The sequence below is a fragment of the Clostridium paraputrificum AGR2156 genome (genome assembly GCF_000424025.1).
GTDB classification, from domain to species: Bacteria; Bacillota; Clostridia; order Clostridiales; family Clostridiaceae; genus Clostridium; species Clostridium paraputrificum.
Genome location: NZ_KE384122.1, coordinates 281,292 through 299,586 on the forward strand (window position 1 = coordinate 281,292; position 18,295 = coordinate 299,586).

Sequence of the window (18,295 nt, forward strand, 5' to 3'; positions counted from 1 at the left end):
GCTATATTTTTTATAGATAGGAAGGAAGGTGCACACTATGAAATATGCAGATTTACATATTCATTCTTCCTACTCTGATGGAGTATTAGCACCAGAAGAAATAGTGGAATTAGCTAAAAATCAAGGTATTAAATATATATCAATAACTGATCACGATTCTATTTCTGCTCAGTATATTATTGATAAAAAGGATACTGGTGTAAATATTATACCTGGAATTGAACTTAGTACGGAATATAATGATTTAGAAATACATATTCTGGGGTATTTTATTGATATAAATAATAGAAGATTAAATGAAGTTGTAAGTGGATTAAGAAGATCAAGGGTAGAGAGAACATACAAAATCTTAGAAAAGTTAAAAGAAAACAAGGTGTATATTGATATAGATGAAATAGCAGTTGATAAAGATTCATCTATAGGTAGGGGGAATATTGCAAACGCAATTGTAAACAAAGGTTACGCTGAAAATTATAAAGAAGCATTTTCTAAATACCTAATAAAAGGAAAATCTGCCTATGTTAAAGGTGAAAAACTTTCATATAAAGAAACATTGCAAGTTATTAATGAAGCTGGAGGCATATCAGTGCTAGCCCACCCTGGTAAGATATATAGAAGTATAGAAATAGAGAATGTAGTAAGAGAGTTAAAATGCTATGGTTTAAATGGGATAGAAGTATATCATCCAAGTCATAGTAAAGAACAGATTAATAGTTTTTATAATTTAAGTAAGAAATATAAAATGTTGATAACAGGTGGTAGTGATTTTCATGGATGTTCTAATAAATCTATTTTATTAGGAACACAGGGAATCAACGAGCTACTTTTAGATAAATTAATTAATTATAAGCAAAAGCAATAAGTGGAGGAGATAAAATGAATTATTCAAAAAAGGCTATGAACATAACTCCATCAATAACCCTTGCAATTACTGCCAAAGCTAAAGAGCTTAAGGGGGCAGGAGTTGATGTTGTAAGTTTTGGGGCAGGAGAACCAGATTTTAACACACCTAAAAATATAATGGAGGCAGCTATCAAGTCTATGGAAGAAGGAAAAACAAAATATACTCCTACTTCTGGAATAATAGAGTTAAGAGAGGCAATATGTAAAAAACTTAAAGAGGACAATAATTTGCACTATAATTCTAATCAGATAATTGTTTCTACAGGAGCAAAACAATGTTTGGCAGATGCTTTTATGGCTATATTAAATCCAGGAGACGAGGTTATAGTACCGATTCCATATTGGGTAAGCTATCCTGAATTGATAAAACTTGCTGATGGGATGCCTGTTTTTGTTGAAGGTAAAGAGGAAAATGATTATAAATATACTTTAGAATCTTTAAATAAAGTAGTTAATAATAATACCAAGGCAATTATTATAAATAGTCCTAACAATCCAACAGGAACTGTTTATTCTATAGAAGAGCTAAAAGAGATAGCTGAGTTTGCCAAAAAGCATGATTTAATAATTATATCTGATGAAATATATGAGAAGTTAATATATGATGGTAAAAAACATGTTAGTGTAGCTTCTCTTTCAGAAGACGCTTACAATAGGACAATAGTTATTAATGGCTTTTCTAAATCTTACGCGATGACTGGATGGAGATTAGGTTATGCAGCAGGAAACGCAGAAGTGATTAAGTTAATGACTAGTGTTCAAAGTCATGTTACTTCTAATGCTAATTCAATAGCTCAATATGCAGGAGTGGAAGCTCTAAATGGGCCAAAAGATGAAATTGAAAAAATGGTTGGGAAGTTTGAAGAGAGAAGAAACTTAATGATAGATAGAATTAAAAATATCACTGGATTGAGTGTTATTAGACCTGAAGGTGCGTTCTATGTAATGATTAATTTGGAAAATTATCTAGGAAAGAGTATAAATGAGAATGTTATTAATAACTCAGTAGATTTCTCAAGAGAACTTTTAGAACATGAAAAGGTTGCTGTTATACCAGGATCTGCTTTTGGGTTAGACAAGTATATTAGATTGTCTTATGCGACTTCAGAAGAATTAATATTAAAAGGTTTGGACAGAATTGAAAGTTTCTTAAATAAGTTAAAGTAAAGAGGTGGCTATGCCACCTTTTATTTTTTTGAATAGATATTATATAATAAATACAAAGATAAGTGGAGGAATAAAATGAAAAAGTTAGCTATATTTGATATTGATTATACTATTACAAAGAAAGAAACATTAATGGAGTTTTATAAGTATTCTTTAGAAGAAGATATAAAAAATATTAGATTTTTACCAAGAGCTTTATATAGTGGTTTAATGTATGGCATAGGTATATATGATGAGAGAAGGGTTAAGGAGTGCTTTTTAAAGTTTATTGATAATATTGAAGAAGAAAAATTACAAGAATTAGTTAAAAGATTTTATAAGAACAGGTTAAGTAAAATATTATATAAAGATGCAGTAGATATGATGTATAAATTAAAAAAGGAAGGTTATGATATTTATTTAATATCTGCATCTCCTGAGTTTTATATAAATGAGTTTTATAACATTGATGTTGTAGATAAGGTTATTGGAACGAGGTTTGAGTTTAAAGAAGGAAAATTTATTAGAAAGATGTTAGGTAACAATTGTAAAGGTGAAGAAAAGGTAAAAAGGTTGAAGGAAGTTTTATCAAAAGAAAATATTAAAGTGGATTTTAAAAATTCATATATGTTTTCTGATTCTTTATCAGATAAACCACTTTTAGATTTGGTTGGAAAACCTTATTTAATTAATTATAAGAAGAAGCATGAGATAGAAATATTAAAATGGATTTAAGAGGAGGAGTAAAAATGATTGAAGCTATTAATGAATATTATATTGATAACGGCAAATTAAGAAAGCTAGAAGAATGGAGAGAAGAAGGGGAAGGAAAACTAATATATGAAGTTATTAGAATAATTAATGGGAAACCACTATTTTATAAAGAACATTATGACAGAATGATAAACTCATTTAAATTAAATAACTACAAAAATGATATTACATATGATGAGGTGTTGAATGATATAAATAATCTAGTAAAATCAAATAACAAGACTTTAGGAAATATAAAAATAATTTTTAATACGAAATCTAATGAATTTAAAATATTTTTTATAAAGCATTCTTATCCTACAGACGAAATGTATAAAGAGGGGGTAAAAACAATACTGTATTTTGGAGAAAGAGAAAATCCAAATGCAAAGGTTATTAACAACAGTTTTAGAGGAGCAGTAAATAAAGAAATAAAGAAAAATGATGCTCATGAAGCTATTCTTGTTGATAGAAATGGATATATAACAGAAGGTAGTAGATCAAATATTTTTCTTATAAAAGGTTCTAATGTTTATACATCTAAGGTAGAAGCTGTTTTGCCAGGAGTTACAAGAACAGAGATAATTAAGGTGGCAAAAGAAAACAGCATTAACATTATAGAGGAAAATATAAGATATACTGATTTAGAAAAATTTGATGTGTTGTTTATTTCGGGAACATCACCTAATATTTTACCAATAAGAAGAGTAAATGGGTTAGAGTTTGATGTTGAAAATGATTTGTTAAGAAAATTAATGAGGTTATTCGATGAATTAATTTGTAGAAATACACTAAACTAAATAAATTTTCATATATTTTACAAACTATTCTTATATGATATACTTAATAAAGGGGAAAATGGGAGATGGTGTATATGAATTGTAACTTTATAGGAAAAAACCTAGAAGAATGTTTATGTGAAGCAGAAAGGCAATTATCTATCCCAAGGAATAAACTTGTATATAAGATAATAAAGGAAGAAAATGGTATATTTAGGAAACGCTGTGAAATAAAAGTTATAGAGAAAAGTAAGAATCAAGATAAGAGTAGTAATTCAATAGATATAGTGGATAATAAAATACTTATAAAGGATAAGCAGAATAAGTTTAATTTAGATTTTGAGGAAGATATAGAGTTATATGTTAATGGTGAAAGAGCAGTATCTGGTGTAGAAGTTACTTTTGAAGATGCTATAACCTTTAAGTTAGAAGGAGTAAAAGCAAAAAGAGAACTAAAAATAGACACATCAGATAAGGTTCAAGCTAAAATATATATTTTATATACTCCAGAATATAAACCTGTTTTAAAGTACGAAAAGACTTTAGGTAGAATTAAACTGAAAAAGGATTTTGATACTGGAGAGCTTCCGCCTAAATACACTAAAGAAGAGATATTAGAAGTGTTGTCTTTAAAGCAAATAACCTATGGTATTGATGAAGGTGTTATTGCAAAAGCAGTAGAGATGAGCGAAGTGAATGGAGAATTAATAGCTAAGGGAGTTAATGCTCAAAATGATGAAAATGATAAGATAAAAACATATTTCGATAGTATAAAGAAAAATGTAGATGAAAATTCTATTGAAAATATTGATTATAAAAATATGTACTCCATAGAGAATGTAAAAAGTGGAGATATTATTGCGGAACTTATCATTGGAAAAGTGGGGAAAGATGGAATAGATGTATTTGGCGGAGTTATAAAGAGGAAAGTTAAGAATAAATTGAAGTTAAGGATCGGTGTTGGGTGTAAGATTGAGGATACTAAGGTGGTAGCAACTACAGAAGGTAGGCCTTCTATAAAGAATGGAGTTTTTAATGTTTTTAAAACCTTTGAGACTTCTAAAGATGTTGACATAAAGAGCGGTAATATCGATTTTATTGGTGATGTCAAGATTAATGGAAATATAAAAGAAGGTATGAAGGTAACATCAGGTAATAGTGTAGAGGTTAATGGGAATGTAGAGAGGGGAACAATTTCTGCACAAGGTGAAGTGAGGGTGGCAGGCAGTGTGATTAGTTCTACTATAACTGCAGGAACTAAAGATTTAGATAGGCAGTTATATGTGGATAACTTGAGAAGTTTAAAAAAGGACTTAGAACTGTTAATCTCTTCAGTTAAACAAATAAAAGAGAATAGTGTTCTGGGTGCTGAAAAAGAAGATGGAGAAATTATTAAATTATTGATTGAAACTAAGTTTAAATCTGTTATTAGAGTTTCTATTTTAATAATGAGCATATCAAGTAGTCTTGGAAATAGTTCTCAATATATATATGACTTTATAAAGGAAAAGATTATTGGATTAGGTCCTTTAAAAATTAAGTTTGCAAATGAGTTATACGATTTTATTAGACATATAGAAGATGAAGTTAAAGTTAATGAGTTGGAAACAATAATACCAGTAAATATATATGTAGGATATTGTCAGGATGGAAAAATAGAGTCAAGCGGGAAAGTAATAATTAATGGTAAAGGTATGTATACATCAGAAATAACAGCTAAAGATGGTATAGAAGTATTATCAAAAGGGGCTGTTGTTAGGGGAGGAACTTTAAAGGCTAACAATTATATTAAGGTTAGTACTGTGGGAAGTAATGCAGGTGTTAGTACTATTTTACATGCTTCTAAAAATGGAAGAATAGAAGCAGAGGTGGCTTATCAAAATACAGTTTTCTGTTTTGAAGAAAGACAATATATATTAGAAGTTCATTCAAAAAACATAAAAGCCTATCTAGATAAAGATGGACAAATAGTTGTAGAAAAGTTTGTATTTTAGGAGGAATGTATGGAAAAGATAGAAAATAAAATGCTAATATTTAGGCTGGGAGAAGAGTGTTATTCTGCTTATATTAGTGAAATAGAAAGAATTTTAGAATATACTGAAGCCGTACAGATTCCTGATGCACCAAGCTTTGTTGAAGGGGTAATAAATTATGAAGGGCATGTTATGCCTGTCATAAATTTATGCAAAAAGTTTAAATTGGATTGTTGTAATAATAATTGTAAAGACTTTAAGATTATTGTAGTAAAAAGAGAGAATAGAAAATTTGGTGTCATTGTAAATAACGTATATGAGGTTTCCAGTGTTTGTGATGAAATGTTGGAAAAGGTGCCATCCATAACTTTATCGGAAAACAATAATTATATAAAAGGGTTAGTTAAGGTTGATAGTAAAATAATAATTCTTTTAGATATGGAAAGTCTTTTATCAAAAGAAGATATTGATCAAATATTTTAGGGGGAATTATGGAGTATACTGAAGTTAAAGTAGGAATATCAGATTTGAATGTAGTTCTTCCTCCTCAGAAAATTATAACTATAGGATTAGGGTCTTGTGTTGGAATTGGGCTTTATGATGCAGATTCAAAGGTGGCAGGATTAGCGCATATAATGTTGCCAGATAGTACTCAATTTAGGAATGTTACACAACCTTTAAAATTTGCAGATTTAGCCATACCAATATTGATAGAAAAAATGGTATCAAAAGGATGTAAAAGAAAAAATATAGTTGCTAAAATTGCAGGTGGAGCATCTATGTTTAACTTTAGTGATAAAAATATGATTAGTGATATTGGTAAAAGAAATACAGAAGCAGTAAAACAGTCATTAAAATCACATGAAATACCTATAGTGGCTGAAGAGACTGGAGGAAACAAAGGAAGAACTATGATAATAGATTCTAGTAATGGAGAGGTTACAATTAGAGTTGTAGGAAAAGGAATATTAACTCTATAAAATACATAAATTTTGTGAAGGCTTTAGTTGATTAAAATTAAAGATGAACTTAGAGAGGAAGATAAAAAGTATTATGGAATTTAATGATTTTCATAAGTGGGTTCATAGAGAGTATGGGATGAATTTATCTGCTTATAAGTCAGAACAGCTAAATAGAAGAATATCTAGTCTTATGGGAAGATTAGATATTTCAAGTTTAGAGGAGTATAGAAAAATAATAGTTAGTGATAGCGAGCAAAGAGAGAGGTTTTTTGATTTTATAACGATAAATGTAACTGAGTTTTTTAGAAATCCTGAGCTTTTTAAGGAGTTAGAACAGATAATAAAAAAGTCATTAATACATAAAAATGAAAGTTTAAAAATATGGAGTGCTGCTTGCTCCATCGGTTGTGAACCCTATAGCTTAGCAATAATGTTAGACAAGTTATCCGTTAAAAATAATGTGAAAATAATTGCTACAGATATAGATAGAAATGCATTAGCTAAGGCTGAAAAAGGAGTTTATACACTAGATGAAATTAAAAATGTAAAAAAAGAAGATTTAGATAAATATTTTGAAAAAATAGACGATAATTATTGTGTTGGTAAAAACATAAAATCAATGGTCACTTTCAGAAAGCATGATTTAATAACAGAAAAGTATGAGGGTGGGTTTGATTTAATTGTATGTAGAAATGTAGTTATTTACTTTAAAAGTGATGCTAAGATGGAAGTGTATAGTAAGTTGGCAGGTGCTTTAAATAAAGGTGGTTTTTTATTTGTAGGAGGTACAGAAAGTATATATGACTATAAAAAAGTTGGCTTAGAACGAGTTTCTACATTTATTTATAAAAAGCTATAGAGGGGGTATATGAATGGATACATCGCAATATATGAATATGTTCTTAGAAGAATCCATGGATAATCTTCAAACATTAAATGAATCATTATTAGAATTAGAAAAAAATCCTAATGATGTTGATAAGGTAAATGAAATATTTAGAGTGGCCCATACAATTAAGGGAATGGCTGCAACAATGGGGTTTACGGATATAGCTGAATTAACTCATAAGATGGAAGATGTTTTATCAAAGTTCAGAGATGGTCAGTTAAATGTTACTCAAGAGGTTGTTACAGTTCTCTTTGATTGTTTAGATACATTAGAAAGAATGGTAAGTAATATTGAAGAAGGGACAGATTCTAGTGTAGATATAGAGCCAATAATAAAATCTTTACATAATATTTCTCAGGTGAATGATGTAGATGGAAGTCAAGAAGTAGAAAGTTTAGTTACATTAGAAAAAGATAATTGTAGTATGGAACTAAATGATTATGATATGTCAATAATAAAGCAAGCCCAAGAAAAAGATTTTAATGCTATAGAGTTAAGTATAACATTAAGTGAAAATACGTTATTAAAATCTGCTAGAGCCTTTTTAATTGTAAAGGATTTAGAGGAGATTGGTGAAATAATTAAATCTAAACCATCTACAGAAGATATAGAAAATGAGGACTTTGAGCTTCAATTAGACTTCGTTTTAATTACTACAAGCTCAGAGGATGAAGTTAAAAAGTTAGTTGAAAATATTTCTGAAGTTAGAATGGTTGAGACTAAATTAATAGAATTTCAAAAGATAGAGGAGAGCACAGTTAAGCCAAAAGAGGTTAAACTGGAACCAAAAGAGGTTACTGAAGAGAAGAAAAAAAGTGTAAAAAAAGAAGGGTATAAGAAATCACATCAATCAGTAAGAGTTGATCTAGAGAGAATAGATAAACTTATGAATATGGTTTCTGAATTAGTTATATATAGGACAAGACTTGAACAAATAGTAGTAGACCATAAATCATCTGATTTAACAGAAACTTTGGAGCAAGTTGGAAGAACAACTACAGATCTTCAAGATTTAGTTATGAAAATTAGAATGCTTCCTTTAGATACTGTATTTAATAGATTCCCAAGAATGATTAGGGATATATCAGTAGAATTAAATAAGGAAATTAATTTTGTTATTGAAGGCGCTGAAACAGAACTAGATAGAACTGTTATAGATGAAATTGGGGAACCACTAATACACTTATTAAGAAATGCAGCAGATCATGGAATTGAAACTAAAGAAGAAAGAATAGCTAAAGGAAAACCTGCAGTAGGTACAATTAAGCTTGTTGCATATCAAGAAGGAACAAAAGCTTTAATAAAAGTAATAGATGATGGCGCAGGAATAAATGTTGAAAAAGTAAAAGCTAAAGCTGAAAAAGTTGGTATTAACACAGAAGGATTAAGTGATGACGAGATTAAAAATTTAATCTTTGCACAAGGGTTCAGTACTAATGAAGTTGTTACAGATATATCAGGTAGAGGAGTAGGAATGGATGTTGTTAGGGCAAAAGTTTCAGCTCTTGGAGGAACTGTAGATCTAATTAGTGAAGAAGGTAAAGGGTCAACATTTGTAATTAGGTTGCCGCTTACATTACAAATAATACAAGCCTTATTGGTTAATGTTGGTAATGAAACTTTAGCAATTTCTCTAGGATTTATAGATAGGGTTATTGATTATAAGAAAGATAATATTAAAAAGAGTAATGGTAAAGAAGTAATTATATATAGAGATGATGTAATACCATTAGTTAGATTAAATGAAAGATTAAATATAGAATCTGTAGATACAGAGAAAAAGTTTGTAATTATTGTTAAGGTTGGTGAAAAGACTATTGGACTTCTTGTTGATTCGTTAATGGGACAACAAGAGATAGTAATTAAGCCATTAGGCAATACATTGAGTTCTTTAAAAGAGTATATAGGTGCAACTATATTAGGTAATGGATTAGTTACATTAATACTTGATGTAGGAGCCTTAATATAAAAAATATTAGGAGGTATGTAATGGATCTTGATAATTTGAGCAATATACAGCTTGATGCATTAAAAGAAGTTTCTAATATAGGAGCAGGAAATGCAGCAACTGCATTATCAATGATGCTTGGAAAAAAGATTGACATGACTGTACCTTCAGTTAATATGATAAAATTAAGTGAAATGTATAATGATGAAGCAGAATCATTAGTCTGTGGAATCGTAGTTAGAGTACTTGGAGATATTCAAGGAAATATATTAATTATTTTTAAAGACAGTGTAGCTCACGATATTGTAGAAATGTTAACTGGAGTTAGAGAAAATGAGTTGTCAGACTTAGGTGATTCAGCACTATGTGAAATAGGAAATATTCTTTCTGGATCATATATGAATGCTATAACGCAATTCACTGGATTATGTGTTATACCATCAGTACCAGCAGTAGCTCATGATATGTTGGGAGCAATATTAGCAACAACTTTCGTAGAGTCTGGTCAGTATGACGAAAATATATTAGATATAGAAACAGTATTTTCAGATGAATTAAATAGTAATATAGGAGCACATTTTTATTACATACCTGTTCCTGGTTCATTTGAAAAGATATTAAAATCAATTGGAGTATATTAATTTGGAGGTTAAAGATATGGCGAATAAAGTATTAATAGTTGATGATGCAGCTTTTATGAGAATGATGATAAAGGATATTTTAGAGAAAAATGGATATGATGTTATTGGTGAGGCTAGTAATGGATTAGTAGCAGTAGACTTATATAAAAAGGAAAAACCAGATGTTGTTACTATGGATATAACAATGCCAGATATGGATGGTATTGAAGCTGTTAAGCAAATAAGAGCATTTGATCCTAATGCAAAGATTATAATGTGTTCAGCTATGGGACAACAATCAATGGTAATGGATGCTATCAAATCAGGAGCAAAAGATTTTATAGTTAAGCCTTTCCAAGCAGATAGAGTACTTGAAGCAATTAAAAAAGTAATAGGCTAATTATCCTAATTATAGGAGGGATACAAATGCAAATAGTAGTATTTAAGTTGGGCGATGAACATTTTGCTGTTGAAACAGAAAAGGTTCAAGGGATAAATGATATGATGAGTATAACTCTGGTACCTAAAGCGCCTAATTACATTAAAGGATTAATTAATTTAAGAGGTAGCATAAAATCATTAGTTGATATTAATCTACTTCTAAATGTAGATACATCTGATAATCAAGAAAATATAATAATTCTCAATGTTGGAGATGAAGAAATAGGAATTTGTGTAGATGAGGTAGAAGAGGTTCTAGATATAGAAGAAGCTTCTATCCAGAGAGTAGAAACAGAAGTTGAATATCAATATATAAAGGGAATTTATAAACATGATGAAAAACTGCTTACTATAATTGATATAGACAAACTATTAAATATATAGAAAAGAGGGACAAGTATGGCAGATGTTTTATCACAGAGCGAAATAGATGCCTTGTTGTCTGCCTTATCTACAGGGTCGTTAGAACCGGATGAACTTCAAAAAGAAGAAGAAAAACATAAGGTTAAAGTATATGATTTTAGGAGTCCACAAAAGTTTTCAAAAGATCATATTAGAACTTTAGAGTTAATTCATGATAATTATGCAAGAATAATATCTAATTTCTTAACCGCACAATTAAGAAAAAACGTTAAAGTAAAAATAGAAACTGTAGAGCAGATAACCTATGAGGAATTTATACATTCAATACCCAATCCAACAATAATGACTATGTTCAGAATGCCACCTCTAACAGGGACTATATTATTTGAAACTAATCCGCAATTCTCTTTTCAAATAATAGATGTACTATTAGGGGGAACTGGAGAAAGGAATACAGTTAGTAAGGAATTTTCGGATATAGATAAAAACATAATGATGCAAATTACTTCAGGAATGATTTCTAATTTGAAACTTGCATGGGAAGATATATTAAGTGTTGAGCCAGAGGTTGAATCTTTAGAAACAAATCCAGCTATAAATCAAACATTAGCACCAAACGAACCAGTTGCTTTAGTTACTTTTTCTGTAGAAATGGGTAAGAGTAATACATTTATTAATATATGTATTCCATACCTAAGCATTGAAAAGGTATTGGATAAATTAGTTGTTCAATATTGGTTCCAAAATGAAAAAGATGCATCAGGCGATGAAGTAAGAGAAAAGATTAAAGAGGGACTTAATCCAGTAGAGATAGAAATGTCAGCAGAATTAGGGTGTACTCATTTAACAATTGATGATTTCTTAAATTTATCTAGGGGAGATATAATAAGATTAGATAATAAATGTACTAGTCCTATAAAGATATATGTAGAAGATCAAGAGTGTTATTATGCAAAGCCAGGAATTACTGGTAAGAATTTAGGGGTTGCAGTATTGGATATAATAGATAAGGATGTGAATGAGTATGAGTAATGGTTTTTTATCTCAAGAAGAGATAGATTCACTATTAAATGGAAGTGATGACTCTTCAAGTAATACAGGGAGTAATGATAACTCAGTTAATTTGTTAAGTGATATAGAGAAAGATCTTTTAGGGGAAATAGGAAATATTTCTATGGGATCTGCATCAACAGCCCTTTATCAAATAATAAATCAAAAAGTAAATATAACAACACCAGTTGTTTCAATTACAACATTAAAGGAAATAAAAGAAACCTTTGAAACACCAACTGTTGTATTAGATGTAGAATATACAAGTGGAATAATAGGAAGAAATATACTTATTATTAAGACTGAAGATGCTGCTGTTATAGCTAATTTAATGATGGGCGGAGATGGAATTGTTGAAAATCATGAACTATCAGAAATAGAAATTAGTGCTGTACAAGAAGCTATGAATCAAATGATAGGTTCTGCAGCTACGTCAATGGCTACTATGTTTTCTAGAGAAGTAAACATATCACCACCTATATCTAAAATATGGAGCAATAGTGAAGACGCTCTTTCTAGTGAGATTCCAGAGGATCAAGCGATTGTAAGAGTTAATTTTAGAATGACAATAGGAAACTTGGTTGACAGCAATATAATGCAGATACTTCCTGTGGAGACTGCAAAGAAAATTGTATCTATAATGATAGGTAAAGAAGATGAAGACAGTAATGTTTCTGAACAAAATGATAATCCTGTAAATAATGAGATTTTAGTTGAAAGTTATAATGATTCATATGAAAATGTTTATGAAGTAAATCAACCTGTATCAGAAAAAACAATAATTGAAACTCCACAACCACAAGTGGAAGTACATAAAGCTAGTTTTGAGCCTTTAGTAGAAAGTAAAAAGTCTGGGGTGTCTAATAAAAATATTGATTTGATTCTAGATGTTCCATTGGATATTTCTGTAGTTCTTGGTAGAACCAAAAAGAGTATAAAAGACATATTAAACTTTAGTACAGGCTCCTTAATAGAATTGGATAAATTAGCAGAAGAACCTGTTGAAGTACTTGTAAATGGAAAAACAATTGCTTTAGGAGAAGTAGTTGTGGTAGACGAGAATTTTGGTGTTAGAATAACAAGTATAGTAAGTAATACCGAAAGAATAAATTCATTAAAGAAGTAATGATATAATAAAAGCTATGTTGATTATAATCAATGTAGCTTTTATTACATTCCAGTAATTGTAAAATAAAAAGTTAAAATTAACATAAAACTATAAATTATATCTTAGTATATTCGATAATAAATATATAGGTTACTTGGGAGGTAAGTATTATGAATATAAATGGGATAAATTCTAATAATGTTATTAATCTTTATTCAAAAAATAGAAATAGAGTATCTCAAACAAAGGAAGTAAAGAGTGTTTCTGACAGAATAGAAATATCTAAGTTAGGAAAGAGTTTAACTAACTATACATTAGAAGGAGTAAATGTGGATAATTCTAAAAAAATTCAGGAACTAAAAAATCAAATTAATAATGGAACTTATAATGTTGATGCTAAGTTAACTGCTAGAAGTATTCTAGATACAATTAAGGAGAACGGTTTAAATGAGTAATGAGTTAACTATAGTTATAAAAAATGAAGGAGAAGCTTTAAAGAAGCTTTTATCACTACTAGAAAAACAATATAAACATGTGATGAAAAAGGAAGTCTTTGAGTTAGAAGCTTTAGTTGACGAAATAAAGTTGGTAAATAAAGAAGTTGCTCAAGCAGAGGTTGAGAGAAGAAAACTAGTTGGGAAAAGAAGTATGAGAGAAATTGTGAATACTTCTAATGATGAGGAGCTTGATAACTCATATAGAGAAATTAATAGAATAATATTAGCTGTAAAGCAACAAAAAGAAACTAATGAATTGTTGATAAGGCAGCAAATGAGTTTTAATAATCAAATATTAAATATAATAAATCCAAGAAGAGAAATGAAGACATATAATTCATATGGAAATCTTTCAAGATAGGAGGAAGTTGCATGACAGGATTGTTTGGAACTTTTAATATAGCTAAAAGAGGAATTAATACATCACAGGCTACCATTGATGTAACTTCTCATAATATTTCTAATTCAAATACAGTTGGATATTCAAGACAAAGAGCTAAAATAGTTACATCAAGACCTATGACTGGAACAGCTGGGTATGGGCAAGTAGGAACAGGTTCACAAGTTCAAGCTATAGAGAGAGTTAGAGATGGTTTTCTTGATTATCAGTTAAGAGGAGCAAATAGTAGCTTAGGGTCAAGTGATATAAGAAGTAATTTTTTATATGAGGTGGAAAATATTTTTAATGAACCATCAGATACAGGAATATCAACTTTGATGGGGAAATTCTTTGATTCATTTCAAGAATTATCTAAGCAGCCTAATAGTTCTAACGCGAGAACTGTTACTGTTCAACAAACTTTAGCTTTAACAGATGCTTTAAATCATACTTATACAAAGCTAGAAGAATTACAACAAAATGCTCAGCTTGCATTGAAATCAAATGTGACTGATATAAACAGTTTATTAAGTCAAATAGATGGTTTAAATAAGCAAATAATGAGTGTGAAAAGTTCAGGGCAAATGCCTAATGATTTAATGGATCAAAGAGATACTCTTTTAGATGAGTTAAGTTATAAGTTTAATATTACAGTAGATAGAAAAGAATTTGAAGGAATCGATATAAGACCAACTGATACTAATGGAATGAAAGTTGCTAACTTGGTATCAGCTTCACCTAATACTGATTCACTAAGATTATCATATATATCAAAGGTAGAAAAGGATCCTACATATCCCAATATTCATGTTATAACATATCATAAGTTAGGTGATATGAATAATCCAAATAGCACACAGACAATTAGGGTATCAGGATTAAATGATGCACAAGTAAAAGAATTAAATTCTAGTAGGATAATATGGTCCAATCAAGAAGGACAAGCGGTAAAGGGTGATGGATACCCAATAAAAAATAATGATATTATAAATGCATCAGAATTACAGTTATTTAGACCATCAGATGGTGAGGTGGCTGGAAATATTACTGTTCAAGATGATGTTCAAGTATATATGGATGAATTAGATAAGCTTGCTAAGGCAATAGCATTTTCAGTAAATGCTATACATAGCGGGATTTCTGACCCATTATATACAGGAGGCAATCCAGATAGAGATTATATGCCTTTCTTTGTAAATAAGAGTGTAGCTCAATATAACAGTAATAATATATTGATAAATCTTGATAATACTCTAACTCAAGAAAGCCATATTTCTGCTAAGAATATAACAATTAATAAAGAAATTTTATACGATGTTATGAAGTTAAAAACAAAAACTCATGATAATGATTATGCTTATACCTCTAGTAATGATGTAGATGGGGAAGGCGATGGGGCAAGAGCTCTTGCAATAGCACAATTAAGAGATAGTCTAATTAGAGTTCAAGACTTTGGTTCAACAATAACATCTAGATCAGATTTGAAGTTGTCTAATTATGGAATGACTATTCAAAGTGATACTAGTGGGATGAAACTAGATTCTTACTTTAAGGATATTATAGATAAATTAGGTGTACAAGCTCAGGAGGCCTCTAGACAGGTGTCAACTAAAGAAGACTTGTTTTATGAATTAGAAAATAGTAGAGCACAGGTATCAGGAGTTTCTATTGATGAGGAAATGGCCAATTTAATTCAATATCAACATGCTTATAATGCAAATGCAAAGATCATTTCAACAATAGATGAATTACTTGATGTAGTAATAAATGGACTTAAAAGATAAGATTAATTGATAAATATTAAGTTAATGAGGAAGTGAAGATATGAGAGTTACTAATAGAATGCTTGCAAACAATTATTTAAGGAATATGAATAAAAACTTAACTAATATGCAAACATTAAATCGTCAATTGAGCACTGGTAAAGAAATAAGTAGACCGTCAGATAATCCATATAAAACAGCAAGAAGTATGCAGCTTAATACAGATATAAGTACAAATAAGCAATACAATGAAAATATAAAGGATACAATAAATTGGTTAGACTCTACAGATCAAGCCTTATATCAAGCAACTAATACAATGCAAAGAATTAGAGAGTTATTAGTATCCTCAGGAAATGCTGCATATGGTTCTGATGAAAGAAATGCTATAGCGGATGAAATGAATGAAAGAGTAGAAGAACTAGCTCAAATTATGAATACAAACTTTGATGGTAAATATATTTTTGGAGGAACAAAAGCTTCTTCAAAGCCCGTAGATATAGTAACAGATGCTATAACAGGAAACAAAGATATAATATTCATTGATAAAGAGGGTAATAAGGTAGACTTAAATAGTGATGATATATATATGAAAAATCAATTAGATATGCTTGGAAGTAAGCTGAATGTAGAAGTTTCTCAAGGAGTTACTATTGAATATAACGTTACTGCTAAAGAGTTACTTTCTTTCAATAACGAAAGAGGCGAGGAAGTTAATGTATTAAACTTACTTGGAGATATAGTTGGTAATTTAAAATCAAGTGATGAGTTAGATTCAAATAAACTTATAAATGAAAACTTATCAGCAATAGATGATGTTATAACTAACCTATTAAAAACAAGGTCAGAAGTTGGAGCTAAACAAAACAGAATGGAATCAGCTCAGCAAAAGAATGAAGATGAAAACTTTAATATGACAGATATTTTATCTCAAACAGAAGATATAGATTTTACACAAAAAACAATAGAGTTTAGTATGGCACAAACTGTCTATACTGCTTCATTACAGGTTAGTGCAAAAGTTTTACCACCATCACTATTGGATTATCTATAAAGATGAGGTGAAATAATGAAAGTTACTTTTAAAAAGGGGTTACCAGGGTTAGACGAATATAAAGATTATGAAATACAAGAAATAGAGGGTGGAGAAGAATTCAAGTTACTTCAATGTAATGAAAAAAAAGAACTTGGGTTAGTGATTATATCTCCATTTCAAGTAGAAAAAGAATATGAAATAAAAATAACTGATGAAATTATAAAGAATTTAAGTATAACATCACCAGAAGATGTATTAGTATATTCAACAGTTACTTTAAATTCAGATCCAAAGAAAATTACAGCCAACTTAAGGGCTCCTATTTTAATAAATGTACATACTGGGTTAGCGGAGCAGCTAATTACAGAGAATGAAAAATACAAAATAAAGCATCCTATATTTAAGGGGTGATTTTATGTTAGTAGTTACAAGAAAACAAGGTGAGTCAATTTTAATTGGAGATGATATAGAGATTTCGGTTTCTAAGATTGAAGATGGAAGCGTAAAAATTGCGATACAAGCGCCAAGGGAAATGTCTATTTTAAGAAAAGAATTATACAAGGAAGTAGAAAGTGAAAATATAGAGGCAGCAAAGGTTAATCTAGATTTACTTAAGAACTTAAAAAAATAGGGGTGAAGTAAAATGGAGATACAGGTTATAGGTCAAGGAGGACAAACTAACCTTAATGTTATTAAACCAAACATGGAAGTTAATAATGTGGAAAAAGAATTTAACACAAACTCTGAAGATGAGAACAGATACACTAAGGAAAACTTAAATAAGGCAATAAAAAAGCTTAATGGTTTCTTAAAGGATGATAATGCATATGCAGAATATAATGTTCATGAAAAGTTTGGAGATATAATGATAAAAATTGTAGATAAGGATACTAAAGAAGTTTTGGTTGAAGTACCTCCAAAGAAGATTCTTGACATGATAGCTAAGCTTTGTGAAATATCAGGTGTGGTTTTTGATAAGAAGGCTTAAATTATGGAATTTAGGTTGAATAAAATTGATACTGATATTAGAAGGAAACTTGCTAAAGAGGTAAAAGAAAAAGAAGTTAATCGCAAAACTCGACCTGAGATAGATAATAAAGTTAAGAAACCTTTTGTAGAGTTAGATACTGAAGATAAAAATGACACAAATAAATCTCAAAAATATATAACAGTGGAAGGAACATTGGAGAATACGAAAAAGATTACCATAGATGCAGCAAGAGAAGAAAATTATATTGAAAGAGTGCCTATTGGTAATGTAATTGATAGTGTTAAGTAGGAGGGGAATATGTACAATAGCGGATATAATGCTTATAAAAATAATAGTGTTAATTATGCATCAAAGGAGCAGCTACTTTTAATGTTAGTAGATGGAGCTGTTAAGTATGCAAAAATAGGAAGAGCAGCTATTGAAGAAAAAAATGTAACTAAAGCTCATGAAAGTCTTACAAGAACTCAAGACATATTTGTGGAACTTATGGCAAGTCTTGATACAGGAGCTGGGGAATGGGCAAAACAAATATTTAAAATTTATGAGTTTATAAATTACAAAGTCGGACAGGCTAATTTAAAAAAAGATATAAAAGAGATAGAAGAAGTTATACCTTTTATAGAGGATGTAAGAAATATGTGGTATGAAGTTTATGAAAAAACAAAGGCTTCAGGTCAATAAGAGGATGAGGTGA

General features: G+C 29.6%; 23 protein-coding genes. All 23 read left to right on the forward strand.

What is annotated here, in order from left to right; translation table 11 throughout:
- The first annotated feature begins 37 nt into the window (after positions 1–37).
- The 23 genes from G594_RS0116090 (at position 38) to fliS (ending at position 18,282) form a co-directional block, all read left to right on the forward strand.
- The gene (locus G594_RS0116090; protein WP_027099477.1) at positions 38–862 is read left to right on the forward strand and encodes a PHP domain-containing protein; all 825 of its coding nucleotides are present in this window, start codon (positions 38–40) and stop codon (positions 860–862) included.
- A 14-nt stretch (positions 863–876) separates the two neighbouring features.
- Positions 877–2,070, forward strand: coding sequence for a pyridoxal phosphate-dependent aminotransferase (locus tag G594_RS0116095; protein WP_027099478.1), 1,194 nt, complete (start codon positions 877–879; stop codon positions 2,068–2,070).
- A gap of 75 nt (positions 2,071–2,145) precedes the next feature.
- Positions 2,146–2,784 (forward strand): HAD-IB family hydrolase, encoded by a 639-nt coding sequence (locus tag G594_RS0116100; RefSeq protein ID WP_027099479.1) that lies wholly within the window; start codon positions 2,146–2,148, stop codon positions 2,782–2,784.
- A gap of 17 nt (positions 2,785–2,801) precedes the next feature.
- Positions 2,802–3,602: an aminotransferase class IV gene (locus G594_RS0116105; RefSeq protein WP_027099480.1), complete on the forward strand. Its 801-nt coding sequence runs from the start codon at positions 2,802–2,804 to the stop codon at positions 3,600–3,602.
- A gap of 74 nt (positions 3,603–3,676) precedes the next feature.
- A complete protein-coding gene (locus G594_RS0116110; protein ID WP_027099481.1) occupies positions 3,677–5,575 on the forward strand; it encodes a DUF342 domain-containing protein in 1,899 nt (632 codons plus the stop codon).
- A 9-nt stretch (positions 5,576–5,584) separates the two neighbouring features.
- Positions 5,585–6,037 carry a chemotaxis protein CheW gene (locus G594_RS0116115; protein WP_027099482.1) on the forward strand — a complete coding sequence of 151 codons (453 nt, stop codon included), beginning with the start codon at positions 5,585–5,587 and terminating at the stop codon, positions 6,035–6,037.
- 8 nt (positions 6,038–6,045) lie between these two features.
- Positions 6,046–6,534 carry a chemotaxis protein CheD gene (locus tag G594_RS0116120; protein WP_027099483.1) on the forward strand — a complete coding sequence of 163 codons (489 nt, stop codon included), beginning with the start codon at positions 6,046–6,048 and terminating at the stop codon, positions 6,532–6,534.
- Between the two features lie 73 nt (positions 6,535–6,607).
- The gene (locus G594_RS0116125) at positions 6,608–7,375 is read left to right on the forward strand and encodes a CheR family methyltransferase (protein WP_027099484.1); all 768 of its coding nucleotides are present in this window, start codon (positions 6,608–6,610) and stop codon (positions 7,373–7,375) included.
- A gap of 13 nt (positions 7,376–7,388) precedes the next feature.
- Positions 7,389–9,374, forward strand: coding sequence for a chemotaxis protein CheA (locus G594_RS0116130; protein WP_027099485.1), 1,986 nt, complete (start codon positions 7,389–7,391; stop codon positions 9,372–9,374).
- A 20-nt stretch (positions 9,375–9,394) separates the two neighbouring features.
- Entirely contained in the window at positions 9,395–9,994 is a 600-nt protein-coding gene (locus G594_RS0116135; protein WP_027099486.1) for a chemotaxis protein CheC, read from the forward strand.
- 16 nt (positions 9,995–10,010) lie between these two features.
- Positions 10,011–10,373 (forward strand): response regulator, encoded by a 363-nt coding sequence (locus G594_RS0116140; protein ID WP_027099487.1) that lies wholly within the window; start codon positions 10,011–10,013, stop codon positions 10,371–10,373.
- Between the two features lie 26 nt (positions 10,374–10,399).
- Positions 10,400–10,798: a chemotaxis protein CheW gene (locus G594_RS0116145; RefSeq protein WP_027099488.1), complete on the forward strand. Its 399-nt coding sequence runs from the start codon at positions 10,400–10,402 to the stop codon at positions 10,796–10,798.
- 15 nt (positions 10,799–10,813) lie between these two features.
- Complete coding sequence (gene fliM, locus G594_RS0116150; protein ID WP_027099489.1) at positions 10,814–11,809, forward strand: flagellar motor switch protein FliM; 996 nt, start codon at positions 10,814–10,816, stop codon at positions 11,807–11,809.
- Positions 11,802–12,953, forward strand: a complete 1,152-nt coding sequence (gene fliY / locus G594_RS0116155) for a flagellar motor switch phosphatase FliY (protein WP_027099490.1) — start codon at positions 11,802–11,804, stop codon at positions 12,951–12,953. The genes fliM and fliY overlap by 8 nt, the downstream gene beginning before the upstream one ends.
- Before the next feature lie 152 nt (positions 12,954–13,105).
- The gene (flgM, locus tag G594_RS0116160; protein WP_027099491.1) at positions 13,106–13,390 is read left to right on the forward strand and encodes a flagellar biosynthesis anti-sigma factor FlgM; all 285 of its coding nucleotides are present in this window, start codon (positions 13,106–13,108) and stop codon (positions 13,388–13,390) included.
- On the forward strand, positions 13,383–13,793 hold the full coding sequence (gene flgN / locus G594_RS0116165) for a flagellar export chaperone FlgN (protein ID WP_027099492.1): 411 nt from the start codon (positions 13,383–13,385) through the stop codon (positions 13,791–13,793). Before flgM ends, flgN begins: the two co-directional genes overlap by 8 nt.
- Positions 13,794–13,804: 11 nt before the next feature.
- Complete coding sequence (gene flgK, locus G594_RS0116170) at positions 13,805–15,595, forward strand: flagellar hook-associated protein FlgK (RefSeq protein ID WP_027099493.1); 1,791 nt, start codon at positions 13,805–13,807, stop codon at positions 15,593–15,595.
- 40 nt (positions 15,596–15,635) lie between these two features.
- A complete protein-coding gene (gene flgL, locus G594_RS0116175) occupies positions 15,636–16,628 on the forward strand; it encodes a flagellar hook-associated protein FlgL (RefSeq protein WP_027099494.1) in 993 nt (330 codons plus the stop codon).
- Between the two features lie 15 nt (positions 16,629–16,643).
- Positions 16,644–17,021, forward strand: coding sequence for a flagellar assembly protein FliW (gene fliW, locus G594_RS19260; protein WP_034866996.1), 378 nt, complete (start codon positions 16,644–16,646; stop codon positions 17,019–17,021).
- A 4-nt stretch (positions 17,022–17,025) separates the two neighbouring features.
- Positions 17,026–17,241, forward strand: a complete 216-nt coding sequence (gene csrA / locus G594_RS0116185) for a carbon storage regulator CsrA (RefSeq protein WP_027099495.1) — start codon at positions 17,026–17,028, stop codon at positions 17,239–17,241.
- Between the two features lie 12 nt (positions 17,242–17,253).
- Positions 17,254–17,598, forward strand: coding sequence for a flagellar protein FlaG (locus G594_RS0116190; RefSeq protein WP_027099496.1), 345 nt, complete (start codon positions 17,254–17,256; stop codon positions 17,596–17,598).
- Between the two features lie 3 nt (positions 17,599–17,601).
- On the forward strand, positions 17,602–17,889 hold the full coding sequence (locus G594_RS0116195; RefSeq protein ID WP_027099497.1) for a hypothetical protein: 288 nt from the start codon (positions 17,602–17,604) through the stop codon (positions 17,887–17,889).
- Positions 17,890–17,898: 9 nt separating this feature from the next.
- Positions 17,899–18,282 carry a flagellar export chaperone FliS gene (gene fliS / locus G594_RS0116200; protein ID WP_027099498.1) on the forward strand — a complete coding sequence of 128 codons (384 nt, stop codon included), beginning with the start codon at positions 17,899–17,901 and terminating at the stop codon, positions 18,280–18,282.
- Positions 18,283–18,295 lie beyond the last annotated feature (13 nt).